The 16,914-nt window shown below is 62.7% G+C and carries 15 protein-coding genes; all 15 read right to left on the bottom strand.

All coding sequences use genetic code 11. The annotated features are described in order from the left end of the window. The coding region (locus CSZ94_RS27590) for a carbohydrate-binding protein (protein ID WP_374703575.1) at window positions 1–417 on the bottom strand (417 nt) is incomplete at its 3' end. Between the two features lie 361 nt (window positions 418–778). Beyond that, window positions 779–2,122 carry a 23S rRNA (uracil(1939)-C(5))-methyltransferase RlmD gene (gene rlmD, locus CSZ94_RS11285; RefSeq protein ID WP_102121587.1) on the bottom strand — a complete coding sequence of 448 codons (1,344 nt, stop codon included), beginning with the start codon at window positions 2,120–2,122 and terminating at the stop codon, window positions 779–781. Window positions 2,123–2,254: 132 nt separating this feature from the next. Further along, on the bottom strand, window positions 2,255–3,286 hold the full coding sequence (gene rpoS, locus CSZ94_RS11280) for an RNA polymerase sigma factor RpoS (protein ID WP_102121586.1): 1,032 nt from the start codon (window positions 3,284–3,286) through the stop codon (window positions 2,255–2,257). Between the two features lie 8 nt (window positions 3,287–3,294). Next, a complete protein-coding gene (locus CSZ94_RS11275) occupies window positions 3,295–4,203 on the bottom strand; it encodes a peptidoglycan DD-metalloendopeptidase family protein (RefSeq protein WP_102121585.1) in 909 nt (302 codons plus the stop codon). A 58-nt stretch (window positions 4,204–4,261) separates the two neighbouring features. Further along, entirely contained in the window at window positions 4,262–5,152 is an 891-nt protein-coding gene (locus CSZ94_RS11270) for a protein-L-isoaspartate(D-aspartate) O-methyltransferase (RefSeq protein WP_102121584.1), read from the bottom strand. A gap of 9 nt (window positions 5,153–5,161) precedes the next feature. Beyond that, complete coding sequence (gene surE / locus CSZ94_RS11265) at window positions 5,162–5,899, bottom strand: 5'/3'-nucleotidase SurE (RefSeq protein ID WP_102121583.1); 738 nt, start codon at window positions 5,897–5,899, stop codon at window positions 5,162–5,164. Between the two features lie 94 nt (window positions 5,900–5,993). Then, window positions 5,994–8,459 carry a tetratricopeptide repeat protein gene (locus CSZ94_RS11260; RefSeq protein WP_180977435.1) on the bottom strand — a complete coding sequence of 822 codons (2,466 nt, stop codon included), beginning with the start codon at window positions 8,457–8,459 and terminating at the stop codon, window positions 5,994–5,996. Window positions 8,460–8,477: 18 nt separating this feature from the next. Next, a complete protein-coding gene (locus tag CSZ94_RS11255; protein WP_102121582.1) occupies window positions 8,478–9,083 on the bottom strand; it encodes a toll/interleukin-1 receptor domain-containing protein in 606 nt (201 codons plus the stop codon). A 271-nt stretch (window positions 9,084–9,354) separates the two neighbouring features. Next, window positions 9,355–11,409: an ATP-dependent DNA helicase gene (locus CSZ94_RS11250; RefSeq protein WP_374703574.1), complete on the bottom strand. Its 2,055-nt coding sequence runs from the start codon at window positions 11,407–11,409 to the stop codon at window positions 9,355–9,357. A gap of 43 nt (window positions 11,410–11,452) precedes the next feature. Next, a complete protein-coding gene (locus CSZ94_RS11245; RefSeq protein WP_010399897.1) occupies window positions 11,453–11,653 on the bottom strand; it encodes a YdcH family protein in 201 nt (66 codons plus the stop codon). Between the two features lie 161 nt (window positions 11,654–11,814). Further along, entirely contained in the window at window positions 11,815–12,531 is a 717-nt protein-coding gene (locus tag CSZ94_RS11240; RefSeq protein ID WP_102121593.1) for a hypothetical protein, read from the bottom strand. A gap of 16 nt (window positions 12,532–12,547) precedes the next feature. After that, window positions 12,548–13,645 carry a cell division protein ZapE gene (gene zapE, locus CSZ94_RS11235; RefSeq protein WP_102121580.1) on the bottom strand — a complete coding sequence of 366 codons (1,098 nt, stop codon included), beginning with the start codon at window positions 13,643–13,645 and terminating at the stop codon, window positions 12,548–12,550. Window positions 13,646–13,715: 70 nt separating this feature from the next. Continuing rightward, window positions 13,716–15,146, bottom strand: coding sequence for a dihydrolipoyl dehydrogenase (gene lpdA, locus CSZ94_RS11230; RefSeq protein ID WP_102121579.1), 1,431 nt, complete (start codon window positions 15,144–15,146; stop codon window positions 13,716–13,718). Then, on the bottom strand, window positions 15,136–15,507 hold the full coding sequence (locus CSZ94_RS11225) for a PspC domain-containing protein (protein ID WP_102121578.1): 372 nt from the start codon (window positions 15,505–15,507) through the stop codon (window positions 15,136–15,138). Before CSZ94_RS11225 ends, lpdA begins: the two co-directional genes overlap by 11 nt. A gap of 94 nt (window positions 15,508–15,601) precedes the next feature. Continuing rightward, a complete protein-coding gene (odhB, locus tag CSZ94_RS11220) occupies window positions 15,602–16,858 on the bottom strand; it encodes a 2-oxoglutarate dehydrogenase complex dihydrolipoyllysine-residue succinyltransferase (RefSeq protein ID WP_102121577.1) in 1,257 nt (418 codons plus the stop codon). Window positions 16,859–16,914: the final 56 nt, after the last annotated feature.

The following is a 16,914-nucleotide window of genomic DNA, read 5'->3' as shown; positions in this document are numbered from 1 at the left end:
TTGGGGGGGCGGGGTCGGAGGGGGCGTCGGGTTCGGCGTTGGCACCGGTGTCGGGGTAGGGGTCGGTGTCGGGGTCGGTGTGGGTGTCGGCGTTGGGGTCGGCGTGGTGCCGCCATCGCAAGTGCCGCCGGCGCTCCACAGGCTAGGCGTGGAGACGGGGTTCCAACCCGCGCCCACGTGATCGGTCTGCGTCACCAGGGCCGTGTAGTTGGCGCCCAGGTAAGTGACCACCGTGCCGGCATTGTAGGTGCCTCCCTCTTGCCATGGCACGCAGGCGACTACCGTGCTGGCCGCCAGCAATTGTGAGCCACCCGGTGCGCTGGCGTCGCCACCACCACCGCAGGCCGCCAGCACGCCACCACTGGCCAGACATACCATCATGTTCCTGATGGTTTTTTTGAGTATTAAATTTTCCACGCTGTCTCCTGTTCAGGTTTGCGGAAATACCGCTCTGCTTCAATGAAAAGCTACCCTGTGATCTTGTTTTTTGCAGTTGCAAGAACAGCATGCTGCTGAAAAAATAGGCGGTCAAGTGGTTTTAAAGTGGCCTCAAAGTGGGTAAGACCACTTCACGCAAAAAGCGCAGCGGCCCATGCAGACGGCGTGTTGTCCTACTGGACAATGAAAAAACGGCAGAGGGCGGGAAAACAGGAGAGATCGATGGAGAAAAATCAGACCAATTTTATAACACGCTGTAAGTGGTATTGCGGTAGCTTGCTGGGCTGCTGAATGCGGCAACGGCGGGTGCCTGCCTGGCCACCCGCCGTGTTTTCAATGCTTATTGCGCCAAATCAAACACTGCCATGGATTCCACGTGGGAAGTGTGTGGGAACATGTTGACCACGCCCGCCTTGCTCAGCACGTAGCCCGCTTCCAGCGCCAGGATGCCGGCGTCGCGCGCCAGGGTCGACGGGCTGCACGACACGTAGACGATGCGTTTCGGCAGCAGGTCGGGACGTACTTGCGACAGGCCGACCAGCGCCTGGCACAAGGCCATGGCGCCATCGCGCGGCGGATCGACCAGGATGCGATCGAACTTGCCCAAGGCGATCAGGTCGTCCGTCGTCACTTCGAACAGGTTGCGCGTCGAGAACGAGGTTTTTTCCGCCAGGCCATTGGCCAGCGCATTTTCCAGCGCCCGTTCCGTCAGGGTGGTGCTGCCTTCGATGCCCACCACTGCGCTGGCCTGCGTGGCCAGCGGCAAGGTGAAATTGCCCAGGCCGCAGAACAGGTCGGCCACGCGGTCGCTCGGCTGCACTTCCAGCAAGCGCAGGGCTTTCGACACCAGCACACGGTTGATGTGGTGGTTCACCTGCGTAAAATCGACAGGCTTGAACGGCATCTTGACGCCGAATTCCGGCAGCAGATAGTGCAATTGCTTGTCCAGCGGATAGAAAGGCACGGCCGTTTCCGGGCCTTTGACTTGCAACCACCATTGCACGCCGTACTCGTCGGCAAAGGCTTTCAATTTCATTTCATCGTCCGCCGTCAACGGCGCCATGATGCGCAAGACCATGGCGGTGACGTCTTCGCCCACGGCCAGCTCGATCTGCGGCATCTGCTCGAAGATGGACAGCGAAGCAATCAATCCACGCAGCGGCAGCAGCATGGCCGAGATGTGCGGCGGCAAGATTTCGCAGCTATCCATGTCGGCAACGAAGGCCGATTTCTTTTCATGGAAACCCACCAGCACGGCATCTTTCTTCTTGACGTGGCGCACGGACAGGCGCGCGCGGTAGCGATAACCCCAGGTCGGACCATACATGGGGCGCATGATGCTTTGCGGACGCACCTTGCCGATATGCCACAAATTGTCTTCCAGCACGCGCTGCTTGATCGCCACCTGCGCCGACGGCTCCAGATGCTGCATCGAGCAGCCGCCGCAGTGATCGAAATGCTTGCACTTGGGTGTCACGCGCATAGCCGATTCGCGGTGCAGCGCCGTCATGCGGGCCATTTCCCAGTTCTTCTTTTTCTTGAACGTCACAAAGCTGACGCGCTCGCCCGGCAGCGCGCCTTCGACAAACACGACCTTGCCCGGCGAGCCGTCTTCGTTCTCAATATGGCCAACGCCACGGGCGTCCATGTCGAGCGATTTGATTTCGATGATATTTTCTTGCATAGCGATCAATAGGTAAGAGTGGGCCGGGACGCAGGGCCGCGCTGGAACTTGAAAGAATGGGGGGAAGGTCAGGCGCCGCGAGCGGGGCGTATGATAGCAGATGCCGTCCCTGAAGTAGCGGGACCGGGTGGCTTACAGTAAAGAGTCGCGCACGACGCCGCGCGCCGCCATGGCGCGCTTCAACTTAATCAGCGCTTCCTGCTGGATCTGGCGCACGCGCTCGCGCGTCACGCCCATTTCCTCGGCCAGGGTTTCCAGGGTGGCAGGATCGTCGTTGTCGAGGCCGAAACGGCGCATGATGACCACGCGCTGCTTGTCGGGCAGCTTGGTCAGCCAGTCGCGCACCAGCACCGTCATTTCATGGTGTTCCGCGCGCGCGTCGGGGCTATCTTCGCTGGCGCCGGGCAGCATGTCCATCAGCGACGACTGCGGATCGTTGTCGAGCGGCGCGTCGAGCGAGGTGGCGTGCTCGGACAGGGCAAGGATATCCTGCACCTCTTCCACGGGACGGCCCACCAGGTGGGCGATGTCTTCCGCGGTGGCATCCTTGCCGTCGTGATGCTGGGCTTCCAGGTGGTATTTGCCGCGCAGAATCTGGTTCAGTTCGCGCACCATGTGCACGGGCAGGCGCACCGTGCGCGCCTGGTTCATGATGGCGCGCTCGATGCTCTGGCGTATCCACCAGGTGGCATACGTGGAAAAACGGAAACCGCGCTCGGGTTCGAACTTGTCGATGGCCCGCATCAGGCCGATGTTGCCCTCCTCTATCATGTCGAGCAAGACCACGCCGCGGTTGATGTAATGCTTGGCGATCGACACGACCAGGCGCAGGTTGTGCTCGATCATGGTTTGCCGGGCGTCGAAATTACCCTGCTTGGCCAGGGTCGCGTAATGCACCTCTTGCGCCGCCGTCAGCAATGGCCGCGTGCCGATCTGGTTCAGATAGTGCTGCGTGGTATCGGTCGACAGCTCGGCCGCCAGCACTTTTTTCAGTTCATCGACACTGTCGACCAGCACGCTGACGCTGGCCACCTCGCCGCCCCCGCCTGCATCGACGGCGTCAACACCGTCGAGTTCACCGACCTGGTCCGTCACGACTTCGTCTGCCCCGTCTTCCGGCAGTTCCGGCTCATCGTCCAGCTGATCGTGCGGCGCGTGTGTCATTGCTTTACCTAACGGTTAGGCAGGAATTTCGAAGGGTCGACAGGCTTGCCCTGCTGGCGGATTTCAAAGTGCAGCTTCACGCGGTCGGCATCGGAATCGCCCATTTCGGCGATGGCCTGGCCTTTGTTGACATTCTGCCCTTCCTTCACCAGGATGCTGCGGTTATGCGCATACGCCGACAACAGGCTATTACTGTGCTTCACGATAACAAGATTACCATAACCACGGATTCCGCTCCCGGCATACATGACTTTTCCCGCGCCGGCCGCCACCACTTGCTGGCCCGCCTTGCCGGCGATATCGACGCCCTTGTTCTTGCCCTCGTCGAAAGTGCCGATGACCTTGCCTTCGGAAGGCCACATCCAGCTGATCTTCTCGTCGCCAGGCGCCGATGCCGCAGGGGCTGCCGCAGCGGCCGGTGCAGCGGCGACAGCGGCTGCTGGCGCAGGCCTGGTGTCGCTAGCGCCGCCGTCGGCGCGCAATTCGGCCAGGGTGGCGTCGGAATACGCGCGCTTCTCGCCGCGCGGGCCCGTTTTCTTCGGCACGACAGGCGCGGCCGGTTTGATTTCCGTGACGGGCGGCATGACGATGGCCGACGTCTGCGCGCCGCCCGTGTCGCCGTTTGGCGGCAGCACGCGCAATATCTGGTCGACCTTGATGTCGTTCGGGTTGCTCAAGTCATTCCAGGCCACCAGGTCGCGGTAATTCTGGCCGTGTTCAAGGGCGATGCGCAGCAGGGTGTCGCCGCGCTTGACCGTATAGAAGGCCGGGTCGCGGTCGCGCGGATCGCTGGCGGCGGCGCTGCTGCTCGATGGATGGCGTTCCACCACGGGCGCCTGGACGCTCGTCGTGCCGCAACCGCTCAACAGGGCGGCCAGCGCAAGGCTACAGAGGAGTACATTGTTTTTCTTAATCATTCGTTTTCTTAATCATTCGCATGTATATTCAGGTCCTGCTTGCTAGCTGATCCGGGGATCATATGGTGCCCGGGCGCAAAGGCACGAAATGGCAATCTTCCAGGGTTTGGCTGGTCCATTCCATTTTCCCCACCCGGGTAATGAGTTGCAAGTATTGCAATTTTGCCCCCACCGGCGCAACCAGACGCCCGCCGGGCGCCAGCTGTTCCAGCAAGGCTTGCGGGACTTCCAGGCCGGCGGCGGCGAGGATGATCCCGTCGAAGGGCGCCGCCTGCGGCAGGCCAAGCATACCATCTCCGTACTGCAAGCGCAGATTTGACACGCGCAGCGGGCGCAAATTGGCCTTCGCCAGCTCGTGCAAAGGCCGGATGCGCTCGATCGAATACACCTCTTTCGCCACCAGCGACAGCACTGCCGCCTGGTAACCGCAGCCGGTGCCGATCTCCAGCACGCGCTGCAAGTTGCCGCCCTGGCGCATCACTTCGATCATGCGCGCCACGATATACGGCTGCGAAATGGTCTGATGGTGGCCGATGGGCAAGGAGGCATCGATATATGCCTGCGACGCCAGTGCCTCGTCCATGAATATGTGGCGCGGCACGGCTTGCATGGCATCGAGCACCATTTGGTCCTTGACGCCCTGTTTCGCGATGCGCGCCACCATGGCCCGGCGCACGGCGTCCGAGACGAGCGGGTTTTGGCGTGGCGGCGACACCACGGCCGGCTGCGCCCGCTCATTGGCGATGGCCTGCGCGCGCGATGGCGCGATGGGCAGCGTGGCACCGTGGTAGGGCGCGCCTCCCCTGGCCGCAGTGTGCGCCGCATTTTGCGTCGCCGTCTGCGGCGTGGCGATGCGCGACTGCGCCAGCGACTGCCCCCCGCCTTGCCTGGCAGGCTTGCCGGCCAGTGAATCGAGGGTAAGGGGGAAGGTGCGCGGCTTGTCAGTCATAGTGAGCGCTCATGCCAGGCCTTTTGCCAGTGCATCGAGTTGGGTGGTATGCGTCAGGTCGATCTGCAGCGGCGTGATCGAGACTTGTCCATGTTCAACGGCATGGAAGTCCGTGCCCGGACCGCCTTCCTTGGCGGCACCGGCCGGACCGATCCAGAAGATTTCACGACCACGGGGATCGAGAGCGCGGATCACGGGCTCGGCCGAATGGCGCTTGCCCAGGCGCGTGGCCACCATGCCTTGCAATTGCGCGTAAGGGATGGCGGGGATGTTCACATTCAGCAAATACGGTTTCTGCAGGGCGTCAAACTGGCGCTCGACGATTTCCCTCGCCACGCGGGCGGCCGCATCCAGGTTGGCCCAGCCAAACTGCGATTGGGAAAAGGCGATGGCGGGAATGCCGAACAGATAGCCTTCCGTGGCGGCGGCCACGGTGCCCGAATACAGGGTGTCGTCGCCCATGTTGGGGCCGTTGTTGATACCCGAGACCACCAGGTCGGGGCGTTCGATGAGCATGCCCGTCAGCGCCACATGCACGCAGTCAGTGGGCGTGCCATTGACAAAATAAAAGCCGTTGGCAGCCTTGTGCACGGACAGGGGCCGGTCCAGGGACAGCGAATTGGACGCGCCCGAACGATTGCTGTCGGGCGCCACCACGACGATGTCGGCAATGGGCGCGAGCGCGTCGGCCAGGGCTGCCAAGCCTGGCGCCAGGTAACCGTCGTCGTTACTGATAAGAATTCTCATAACGAGATTTTACCTGAAGCAATGCCAACACTGCGCGTGCCACACGCCGATAGACTGCATTATTTGTGCCGCCGCGCGGACATGGCGCACAGCGTCAGCGTTGCTCGATGCGCGCCTCCGACAACGCCCCTTCCAGCGCCTGCACTTCATCCTCTTGCAAGGCCAGCAAAGCATTCAGATCACCTTGTAATTTATACAGACGTTTCAGCTGCGCCATGCCGCGCCTGCGCAACTTGCCTGGCACCCCCGGACGCAGCAGGCAAGACTTCAACTGTTCGGCCAGTTCGACCGCCTGCGGATACTGTTCGCGCTCTATCATGCCTTGCAACATCAAGATCATGCTGGCCAGGGTGTCCGGTTCAGCCCCTTCGTGCCCGTTGGCGCGGCCAGCCAGGATGGTTTCCTGTAAATGCCGGGCGCCGTCCAGCACGCTGTCTGCATGCCCCGTGACGGAGGCATTCAACAGCCGGTCGCTGCCGCTGAGCACCGCGTCTTCCAGCAGGCGCGCCGCCTCGCTCTCACCCTGCTGCTGCAGGGTGCCGGCCAATTGCTTCTTGCTGTGCAAGGTATCGAGGTGGTCTTCGCCCAGCAGGCGCGCATGCACTTCCAGCACCTGTTCCTGCACGCTGCGCGCCGCATCGAGCTCGCCACGCCGCAGCAGCGCCTCGGCCAGCTTGCGCTGGCTCATCAGGGTTTCAGGATGGTCGAGCCCGTGCGTGCGCTCGCGCGCCGCCACCTGGTCTTCGTGCAACTGGCGCGCGCCGGCCCAGTCCCCCTGCCCGGCCACGATATCGGCCAGCAAGTCGCGCGTGGCCAGAGTGGCGGCATGGTCGTTGCCCAGGCGCCGCTCCTGCGCTTTCAGCACGGCAACGAACAGACGCCGCGCGCCGTCCAGGTCGCCTTCGTGCCCCAGCGCCTGCGCCAAGGTCAGCTTGCTGCGCAAGGTGTCGCCATGCTCGGCGCCAAACAGGCGCTCGCGCGCCGCTACCACCGTGCCCAGCACTTGCTGCGCCTGCGCCAGCCGGCCCATGCGCAGCAAGGTGGCGGCGCGGCCGTCCATCGCCTCCAGGGTCAGCGGATGCTCGCCGCCCAGCTGGCGCGCGCAAGTTGCCAGCACGGTGTCCTGCAGCAGCAGCGCCGCCGCCAGCTCTCCTTGCAGCAAGAGGGTTTGCGCCAGGCAGGCCCGAGCAGCCAGGGTGTCGGGATGCTCGCGGCCCAGCACGCGCTCGCGCACGTCGAGCACGTCTTCTTCCAGGAAGCGGGCTTCATCGAGCTTGCCCAACTGGCGCAGCAGGCGCGCCATGCCGCTCTTGCCCGCCAGGCTGTCGGGATGTTCCTCGCCCAGCAGGCGCACGCGGATCTCGACGCTCTGGCGGAAGGCATCGAGCGCCTGCGCGCTGCGCCCGTCCTTGTGGTACAGCTCGCCCAAGCGGGCCAGGTCGCGCGCCAGCGGCAGGGCCACGGCGCGGCCCGCTTCGAGCAGCAAGGCCTGGCGCGCTTCGCCGATGGCGCCCAGCAAGGCGATTTCACGGCTCGATTGCCAGGGAAAATAGCCGCCCGTCAGCCAGTGCAGGAAGGCTTCGAAGGTACGCGTGAGGGAAAAACGGTCGCCACCCTGATCGATGCGCACGGCCAGCTGCTCGCCATAGGCAAAGGTTTTCGTCTGCTGCAGCTGGACTTCGTCGAAATAGCTGTCGAGGGCAATCTGCGGCAAACCGTAGGAGGTGCGCAGCAGGCGCTCGAACAGGGGCTGGAAGCCGGCAATGCCCTTGTGCGCGTCACCGCGGCGCCACTCGGCGCGCTGCGCGCCGTCGCCCATTTCTATGCGCGAGGGCAAGGGATACACGAGCAGCGGACGCTGTTCGTCTTCATGGCTGCGGCGGTACTCGATGGCCCGCGTGACAAGCGCATCGACGCCTTCCAGGCTTTGCCGATTCGGCGTGAAGACCACCACCAGCTTTTTCGGCAGCAAGGTGGTGCAGATGCCGGCACTGTCTGTGCGGCCCGTGCGCGAATCGACAAGTACATAGCGGAAATGCTGCGCCAGGGTATCGGCGAAGCAGCGAAACAGGGCCGGGCAAGTGTCGAACAACTGGTCCCAGCGCATCTGCGCCAGGCGCTCGCTGTAGCTGGCATCGAAACGCCCCGCGCGCATCAGGTACAGCGGGCTGCCCTGGTCGACGCGCACCACGTATTGCTGCCAGTCGATGGCGTCGAGCACGCGCTGGGCCAGCGCCGCATCCTCGCGCCCCGCTCCCGGCCCGCCGGCGCGCGCGCCCGCCGTTTGCAGGCTGATGCGCTCGAGCTGCTGGCGGCAGGCCTCGAAGAACTCGAGCACGCCCGGTCGCTCTTCGTGCTGCTCGAAATAATGGTGCAGGCCCGGCGCCTCCATGTCCCAGTCCAGCATCAGCACGGGCACGCTGGCGTTTTCGCGCCGCGCCAGCAGGACGGCGATATTCGACAGCGCCATGGTGCGGCCGGTACCGCCCTTGTAGGAATAGAAGGTGACGACTTCGCCAGGGGCGCTCAAAGGTGGCAGGGAGAGGCGTTGGCATTCCATGACGGGACCTTTACGTGATTAACGTGGAAAGTGGGGCGGCGGAATGGCGCGCCATTCCGGCGGGATAGCGGGTAACACGAAACGGCTGCAATCGTGGCCGGGCGGTGTCGACCGCTTGAGCAAGTGGTAATGCGTGGCAATACGCTGCACGATGCGTTCGATATCGGGCAGGTATTGCGGATTCGACTTCAGGTCGCCGCTGGCCAGCGTATAGCCGGAGAAATCGACGTACAGGCCCGACTCCGTGATTTGCGGCGGCAAGCCGTCCGGATGGCGCGTCATGATGATGGGGATGATCAGGTGGCTGGGCAGTTCATACCAGGCGCGCCGCTCCTGCTCGATGAGCTGCATGGCGGCAAATTCACGCCGCGTATAGCCGTGCGCCTCATATTTGGGCGTGTACAGCACGATCATGCAGACGCTCTGGCACATGGCGCGCGCCACGCGCAGGTCGATATCGTCGCCGCCACCCAGTTGCTCGCTGTCGATGAACAGCACTTCCTCGCGGTCGAGGTGCGGCTCCAGATAGCAAGCCAGCGCCTCGATGAGATCATTCTTGAACTTGTTCATGAACGCATATTGGCCGTGTGCATAGCTCAAGAAACAGCCGTAGCGGATCTCCATGGCATCCCCCTGTTCCCCGTGCGGCCCTGCCATCGCCGCGCCTTGATCCTGCAAGGCATGCGCTCACTGTAGACCGCCCGGCAACAGCCCTGTTTGCGCTGGCGCAAAGATGTGTCTGGCGTCCTGGAACTCTCAGAACAAGCCAGAAACTGGCGCGATCACGCTTAGTTCTGGCATGCCAGGCGCGCAGGCAAGCGCTGGGCAAGAAACGCTAGTGGCTTGATAACAAAGGGAAATACGCCGGCGCACGCGTGGCGCCGGCAAACAGGACTTAAGCGCCCTTGGCGGGCAGGTTGCGGAAAAACTCCACCACTTCGGCGACATCGCGCGTGCGCTTGAACGGCGGCAGACTTTGCCAGATGCGCTTGCCGTACGGCTTGGAAATGAGGCGCGGATCGCAGATCATCAGCACGCCGCGGTCACCCTCGTCACGAATCAGCCGGCCTGCGCCCTGCTTCAGGTTGATGATGGCTTCCGGCAGAGAATGGTGCATGAAGCCGTTCTTGCCCTGCTTTTCCATCACTTCGATGCGCGCCGCCAGCACCGGGGCGTCGGGCGGCGCGAACGGCAGCTTGTCGATGATCACCAGAGAAAGCGCATCGCCGCGCACGTCGACGCCTTCCCAGAAGCTCTGGCTACCGATCAGCACGCCATTTCCTGCGGCGCGGAACTGATCGAGCAATTCCGTGCGGCCCTTGTCGCCTTGTACGAACAGGGGAAAGTTCAGGCCCCGCTGCTTGAATTCGTCGGCCAGGCGCTCGGCCGCGCGCTTGACGGCTCGCAAGGTGGTGCACAGGAAGAAGGTGCGCCCGCCCGCCGCCTCGATGATGGGCAAGGCGCAGTCGATGACGGCATCCGTATAGCCGAGCGAATTCGGTTGCGGCAGGTTTTGCGGCACGAACAGCAAGCCTTGCTGGCCATAGTCGAACGGGCTCGGCCAGGTGTGCGAGGGTTCGCCCGTCAAGCCCATCTGTTCAGAAAAATGCTTGAAGTCATTCTTCACGGCCAGGGTGGCGGACGTGAAAATCCAGCTGCGCGGCGTGCCTTCGCGCTGGTTGTTGAAAATCGGTGCAATCGACAATGGCGTTTTATGCAACTGCAAGGAGCTGGAAAACGCTTCCACCCAGAACACGGCTTCTTCACCGGCCGCCACTTTCGCCTTCGGATCGAACTTCCAGCCGCTCAACTGCTGCGCCAGCTCGACGCCGCGCACGCGGCACTGCTCCAGGGTTTCCGCCCGTTCCGCCTGGGTTTCCAGCACCGCCACCATGCCGTCAAGCTCATCTTTGAGGGTGTCGAGCGCGGGAAAAAAATCACTCGACGGGGCGATTTGCGGCAGGGACAGGCGCACGATATCCTGCGAGAACGTCAGGCGCAGGTCGCGCGCCGCCTTTTCCACCACCGTGACGGTTTTTGCCCAGTCGATGCCGCGCGCATGCGCCAGGCCTTCGGCCAGCACGTCGCGGCACAGCTCCAGGATTTGCGAGGTGGACACCGTATTACCAAAGAACAAAGTGGCCGTATCGGGCAACTGGTGTGCCTCATCGAAGATGATGGTGTTGGCCGAAGGCAGCAATTCGGCCACCCCCGTGTCCTTCAGGGCCACGTCGGCAAAGAACAAATGGTGGTTGACCACCACCACGTCGGCTTGCTGGGCTTCCTTGCGGGCCTTCATGACGAAACAATCCTGGTAATACTGGCACTCGGCGCCCATGCAGGTGTCGCGTGTGGATGTCACCAGGTTCCAGATCATGGCGTTTTCCGGCACCTTGGCCAGCTCCGCCTTGTCGCCCGAACTGGTCATCTTGATGAAGCGCGAAATTTCGCGCAAATGCCCCACGTCGTCGCGCGAGGTCATGCGCCCGTTCTGCAGGGTGCGTTCCAGGTGATAGTGACAGACGTAGTTCGAGCGGCCCTTCAGCAAGGCGACGGAGACGGGCGCCTGCAACGCCGCGCGCACGGTGGGGATATCGCGCAGGAACAATTGATCCTGCAAGTTCTTCGTGCCGGTGGACACAATGGTCTTGCCGCCCCACATCAGGGCCGGCACGAGGTAGGCGAAGGTTTTACCCGTGCCCGTGCCCGCCTCGGCGATCAGGGTGGTCTGGCTGTCGATGGCATGCGCGATGGCCTTGGCCATTTCCGTTTGCGAACGGCGCGGCTTGTAGCTGCCCACGGCGGGACCGAGCGGGCCGCCGGCGCCAAACAGGCGCTCGATGTCGGCATCGTGCTTGCCAGGCGCGGCCTGCGGTTCGGTTGACAGACTGGATTGCAAATCGGCAGGCTGGCCATCTGGGCTTGCGGGCAATAAATTGTGATCGGTCAAAATATACTTAGGTGAAGGCGGGACTGGACGCTACTGGCGCCCCTCAGGCGGGAACATCGGGCACCAACTGCATTTTCAGCAAGGTGATGTGATCCTTCAATTGCAATTTGCGCTTTTTCAGGCGGCGCAGTTGCAGCTCGTCATGGTGACCATCAAGTATCAGCAACTCGATGACGGCATCGAGGTCACGGTGTTCCACGTTAAGTTCAATCAGGCGCCGCTCTATATGCTGTGCATCGCTCATGTGTTGCGTTCCAGGCAGTGTTGGTAACAGTGTTGTTAAACCGGCGCGCGCAGCGTACGCAGGCAGCCATCGACGCCGGCATCACCGGCAAGTGCGTAGTTTAACCTGCCGCGCGCCTTACGGCACGCCATTTCCCGCATGCCCCCCCTTGCACGGCGGCCTTAATTGACCGGCGGCACAGGCACAGCAACGGCCGGCGTGCTGGCCGCGCCCGCTGCCGCAGCCTTGGCCTGCGCTTCGGCCTGGCGCTCGGCCAGGCGTTGCGCCACTCTTTTCTGGCGCGCCACGGCGTCAGCCTGCTTGCGCGCATAGTCTGCCTCGCGGGCGGCGCGGCGCGGCGCGGCGGCAGCGTCGGCGGCAGCCTGCTTCGCCACCTTCGCCGCTTGCTCGGCGTCGCGCTCGGCAATGCTCTTGCCTTCCGGCTTGGGCGGCGCCGGCTCGGGCGCGACGACCTTCACGGGCTTGGGTATGGCCGCAGCCCGCTGCTCGGCGTCGAGGCGCGCACTTTCCTGCGTCCTGGCCAGGTCGATATCGCGCAGGCGCACGGACTCGGCGCGCTTGAAGTAGTTCGCTTCCGCTTCGACGGCGCGCAGGCGCACCAGGATCAGGCGACGCTTTTCCTTGGCCTGGTCCAGGCAGTTATTCACGAAGAACTTGTTGTAGCACTCCAGTTCGCGCACGGCAAACTCATTTTCCGCCGCCTCGCGCTCGCTGGCGGACTGCTTCAGCTTGGCGTCCGCCTCTTCCACCGACAGGGTCGCGGCCAACTGCGGGGCACCAACCTCATCCAATGCCGCAGCACCCTGGTGCGCGCAGGCAGACAAGGCCAGGACCAGGCCCAGCGCCGCACCCAGCTTGTATAGTGTATTTGCCATCATATTCATTATTTCTGCCTCAAACGATCGCGTCGGCCGCGCCGCGCTGTTCTTTTTCCATGTATTCGCGCGATTGCATCTCGATGATACGCGAAACGGTGCGGTGAAACTCGTTGGCCAGCATGCCGTTCGTGTACAGCTGCTCGGGCGCCACTTCGGCCGACATGATCAGCTTGACCTGTTGATCATAAAACACGTCGATCAGCCAGGTGAAGCGGCGCGCTTCGGACGACTGCGCCGCCGACATGGCCGGTATGCCGGACAATACCACCGTATGGAAGCGGCTGGCGATTTCCAGGTAATCATTTTGCGAACGGGGGCCGCCGCACAGGGTGGCGAAATCGAACCAGATAATGCCGCCGGCGCGGCGCAGGCAATGGATTTCGCGGCTCTCGATGCGGATGCGCGCGTCTTCGTCCGCCGTCTCGGCGATGCGCGTGTAAGCGTCGCGCAGGGCCTTGTCGGTGGACGCGCCCAGCGGGGTATAGTAACTTTCCACCTGCTCCAGCGCGCGGCCGCGGTAATCGACGCCCGCATCGACATTCATCACGTCGAGCTTGTCCTTGAGTAGCGCAATGGTCGGCAGCATGCGGTCGCGGTGCAGGCCGTCCGGATACAGCAGGTCCGGATCGTAATTCGAGGTCATGATGAAGGACACGCCATTGGCGAACAGGGCCGACAGCAGGTTGTACAGGATCATCGCGTCGGCGATGTCGGAGACGTGGAATTCATCGAAGCAGATCAAACGGTATTTCTTGGCGATGCGCTTGGCCACCTCATCCAACGGGTCGGCCACGCCTTTCAATTCATCGAGCTGCTGGTGCACGCCGCGCATGAATTCATGAAAGTGCAATCGCGTCTTGCGCACCAGGGGCACGACCGAGTAAAAACTGTCCATCAGGAACGATTTACCGCGCCCCACCCCGCCCCACATGTACACGCCTTTCGGCACGGCAGGACGGTTCAGCAGGCGCTTGAAGGTGCTCGAGCGCTGGCCCTTGTAGGCCACCCACTCGTCATAGCACAGTTGCAGGCGGTCGACCGCGCGCCGCTGGGCGGCATCGGCCTTGAAATCGCGCTTCTGCAACGCGTGCTGGTAAAACTCTTCTACGTTCATGGGATTCGCTTTAACGCACAGGGGCGCCGGCGGAAAAAATCCGCGAGCGCCCCTGTAGGAGTAACTACAATTAAAAGTTCAACGTGCGCTTGTCAACCGCCAGTGCCGCTTCCTTGGTCGCTTCCGACAAGGATGGATGCGCGTGACAGATGCGCGCGATGTCTTCGGCCGAGGCCTTGAATTCCATCGCCACGACGGCTTCGGAAATCAGTTCGGAGGCCATCGGGCCGACGATGTGCACGCCGAGGATTTCATCGGTGGTCGCATCGGCCAGGAATTTCACCATGCCCGAAGTGTCGCCCAGCGCGCGCGCACGGCCGTTGGCCATGAACGGGAAGGTGCCTGCCTTGTAGGCGATGCCTTCGGCCTTCAGGGTTTGCTCGGTCTTGCCGACCCACGCGATTTCCGGCGAGGTGTAAATCACCCAGGGAATCGTGTTGAAGTTGGTATGACCGTGCTGGCCGGCGATACGCTCGGCCACGGCAACGCCTTCTTCCTCCGCCTTGTGCGCCAGCATCGGGCCGCGCACGACGTCGCCTACTGCCCACACGTTCGGCAAGTTGGTCTTGCAGTCGCCGTCGACGGCGATGAAGCCGCGTTCGTCGAGTTGCAGGCCGACTTTGTCAAAACCCAGGCCATTCGTGTTCGGCGTACGGCCGATCGAAATGATCAGTTTGTCGAACACGGCTTTTTGCGCTTCGCCCTTGGCGTCCACGAATTCCACGGTGACGTCTTTCTTGCCTGGCGTAATTGCGCCGATCTTGCAACCGAGGTTGATCTTCAAGCCTTGCTTGATGAACAGCTTCGACGCTTCCTTGGCGATCTGCTCGTCGACGGCGCCCAGGAAGACCGGCAGGCCTTCCAGCACGGTGACGTCGGAACCCAGGCGGCGCCAGACGCTGCCCATTTCCAGACCGATCACACCGGCACCGATGACGCCCAGCTTGGCTGGAACGGCGTCGATGGCCAGTGCGCCCGTGTTCGACAGGATCAGTTTCTCGTCGAATGGTGCGCCCGGCAGTTCGCGTGCGTTCGAGCCCGTGGCGATGACCACGTGCTTGGCGCTCAATGTTTCGTTGGCTTCGCCCGTCACGCTGATCTCATACGTGCCAGCGGTGGCGGCAGCGAAAGCGGCGCGGCCGTGGAAGAAGGCGATCTTGTTCTTCTTGAACAGGTACAGGATGCCGTCGTTGTTTTGCTTGACGACCGTGTCTTTGCGCTTGAGCATCTGGCCCAGGTTCAGCTTCAGGCCGGCGACATCGATGCCGTGCTCGGCGAAGCTGTGGCCAGCGTGTTCGAAATGCTCGGACGATTGCAGCAGCGCTTTCGACGGGATGCAGCCGACGTTGGTGCAGGTACCGCCAGGAGCGGCGCCGCCCTTGGCGTTCGACCACTCGTCGACGCAGGCGACGGAAAAGCCCAGCTGGGCTGCGCGGATGGCGGCGATGTAGCCGCCAGGGCCCGCACCGATGACAACTACGTCAAATTGTTTAGTACTCATGTTTTGTTATTCCAATCTCTTCGTCTGGTACGAAAATCCACAATAAAAGGTAAATCACCACGCCGAAGCCGAAGGTCAATGTAAACAGGACGAAGACGAGGCGCCAGATCCACGCTTCCATGCCGGAAGCGCGGCCCAGGCCACCGCAGACGCCACCGAGCCAGCGGTCGTTGCGCGAGCGGCGCAGGCGGTTGAATTCCTGCACCAGGTCGTTCGCCGGACCGGAGTCCGATGGACTGTCCGGTTTGTCCAGGTTGATATTGCTCAGGAGCTTGGCTTTCGCTTGCGCGAATTCCGCGTCGCTCAGGGCGCCCGCCAGGTGCAACTCGTGCAGACGCTTGATTTCTTCAGAGACGTTCATAGGAATCCTCTTTCATTGAGATCAGCCAGCTGCGTCTTCTGGCAAGGGTTATCAACTACATTGCCCCGGCGGCGACGTCGGGGGTCTACAGTGCTTACAGGTCCAGCAGCAGGCGTGCAGGATCTTCCAGCGCTTCTTTCATCGCCACCAGGCCCAGGACGGCTTCGCGGCCGTCGATGATGCGGTGGTCGTAAGACATGGCCAGGTAGTTCATCGGACGCACCACGATCTGGCCGTTTTCGACAACGGCGCGGTCCTTGGTCGCATGCACGCCCAGGATGGCCGATTGTGGCGGGTTGATGATCGGGGTCGACAGCATGGAGCCGAAGGTGCCGCCGTTCGAGATCGAGAACGTACCGCCCGTCAGGTCGTCCAGGGTCAGCTTGCCTTCCTTGGCTTTCGCGCCGAATTCACCGATTTTTTTCTCGATGTCGGCGATCGACAGCTGGTCCGCGTTGCGGATGATAGGCACCACCAGGCCGCGTGGCGAACCGACAGCGATGCCGATGTCGAAGTAGCCGTGGTAGACGATGTCATTGCCGTCAACGGAGGCATTGATGATCGGGTATTTTTTCAGCGCGGCGACGGCGGCCTTGACGAAGAAGGACATGAAGCCTAGCTTGACGCCGTGCTCTTTCTCGAACTTGTCCTTGTACTTGTTGCGCAGGTCGATGACCGGCTGCATGTTCACTTCATTGAACGTGGTCAGGATGGCGTTCGTCGATTGCGATTGCAGCAGACGCTCGGCGATACGCGCGCGCAGGCGGCTCATCGGCACGCGCTCTTCCGGACGGTCGCCCAGGCGCGCGGCCAACGGCGTCGCAACTTGCTGCAGCGCTGGCTTGGCAGCGGCTGGCGCCGGTGGCGCGACAGCTGGCTTGGCGGAAGCGGCCAGGGCGTCGCCCTTGGTCACGCGGCCATCTTTGCCGGAACCGGCGACGTCGCCAGCGGACAGGCCTTTTTCGGACAGGATCTTGGCAGCGGCAGGCATGGCGACATCGCCTTTGGTCGCAGCGGCTGGCGCCGAAGCGGTCGATGCGTCCTGGGCTGCGGCAGCCAGGGCTGGCGCAGGAATAGCCGACACTTCCATCGGGCTAACCTTGGCCGAGCCGTCGGTATCGATGATGGCGATGACTTCGCCGGCGACGACGATGGCGCCGTCGGCCTTGATGATCTGCACGATCACGCCAGCGACTGGTGCCGGCAGTTCCAGCACCACTTTATCGGTTTCGATATCGATCATGTTTTCGTCGCGCGCGACTGGTTCGCCGACTTTCTTGTGCCATGCCAGCAAGGTCGCTTCTGCAACCGATTCCGACAACTGGGGAACTTTGACTTCGATTTGTGCCATGTAAAACTCCGTTTATTTTGTTATTGCGGCACCGCCCCTGCGTAGCAAGGGCGGCG

Source organism: Janthinobacterium sp. ROICE36, assembly GCF_002869965.1.
Classification (GTDB): domain Bacteria; phylum Pseudomonadota; class Gammaproteobacteria; order Burkholderiales; family Burkholderiaceae_D; genus Janthinobacterium.
Note: the sequence above shows the minus strand (reverse complement) of the source record. Positions and strands in the feature narration are given on the sequence as shown.

Bases quoted from the DNA above. Each gene is read 5' to 3' on its own strand.
- rlmD (WP_102121587.1), bottom strand. From the start codon at position 2,122: ATGCAAGAAAATATCATCGAAATCAAATCGCTCGACATGGACGCCCGT.
- rpoS (WP_102121586.1), bottom strand. From the start codon at position 3,286: ATGACACACGCGCCGCACGATCAGCTGGACGATGAGCCGGAACTGCCG.
- CSZ94_RS11275 (WP_102121585.1), bottom strand. From the start codon at position 4,203: ATGATTAAGAAAAACAATGTACTCCTCTGTAGCCTTGCGCTGGCCGCC.
- CSZ94_RS11270 (WP_102121584.1), bottom strand. From the start codon at position 5,152: ATGACTGACAAGCCGCGCACCTTCCCCCTTACCCTCGATTCACTGGCC.
- surE (WP_102121583.1), bottom strand. From the start codon at position 5,899: ATGAGAATTCTTATCAGTAACGACGACGGTTACCTGGCGCCAGGCTTG.
- CSZ94_RS11260 (WP_180977435.1), bottom strand. From the start codon at position 8,459: ATGGAATGCCAACGCCTCTCCCTGCCACCTTTGAGCGCCCCTGGCGAA.
- CSZ94_RS11255 (WP_102121582.1), bottom strand. From the start codon at position 9,083: ATGGAGATCCGCTACGGCTGTTTCTTGAGCTATGCACACGGCCAATAT.
- CSZ94_RS11245 (WP_010399897.1), bottom strand. From the start codon at position 11,653: ATGAGCGATGCACAGCATATAGAGCGGCGCCTGATTGAACTTAACGTG.
- CSZ94_RS11240 (WP_102121593.1), bottom strand. From the start codon at position 12,531: ATGATGGCAAATACACTATACAAGCTGGGTGCGGCGCTGGGCCTGGTC.
- zapE (WP_102121580.1), bottom strand. From the start codon at position 13,645: ATGAACGTAGAAGAGTTTTACCAGCACGCGTTGCAGAAGCGCGATTTC.
- lpdA (WP_102121579.1), bottom strand. From the start codon at position 15,146: ATGAGTACTAAACAATTTGACGTAGTTGTCATCGGTGCGGGCCCTGGC.
- CSZ94_RS11225 (WP_102121578.1), bottom strand. From the start codon at position 15,507: ATGAACGTCTCTGAAGAAATCAAGCGTCTGCACGAGTTGCACCTGGCG.
- odhB (WP_102121577.1), bottom strand. From the start codon at position 16,858: ATGGCACAAATCGAAGTCAAAGTTCCCCAGTTGTCGGAATCGGTTGCA.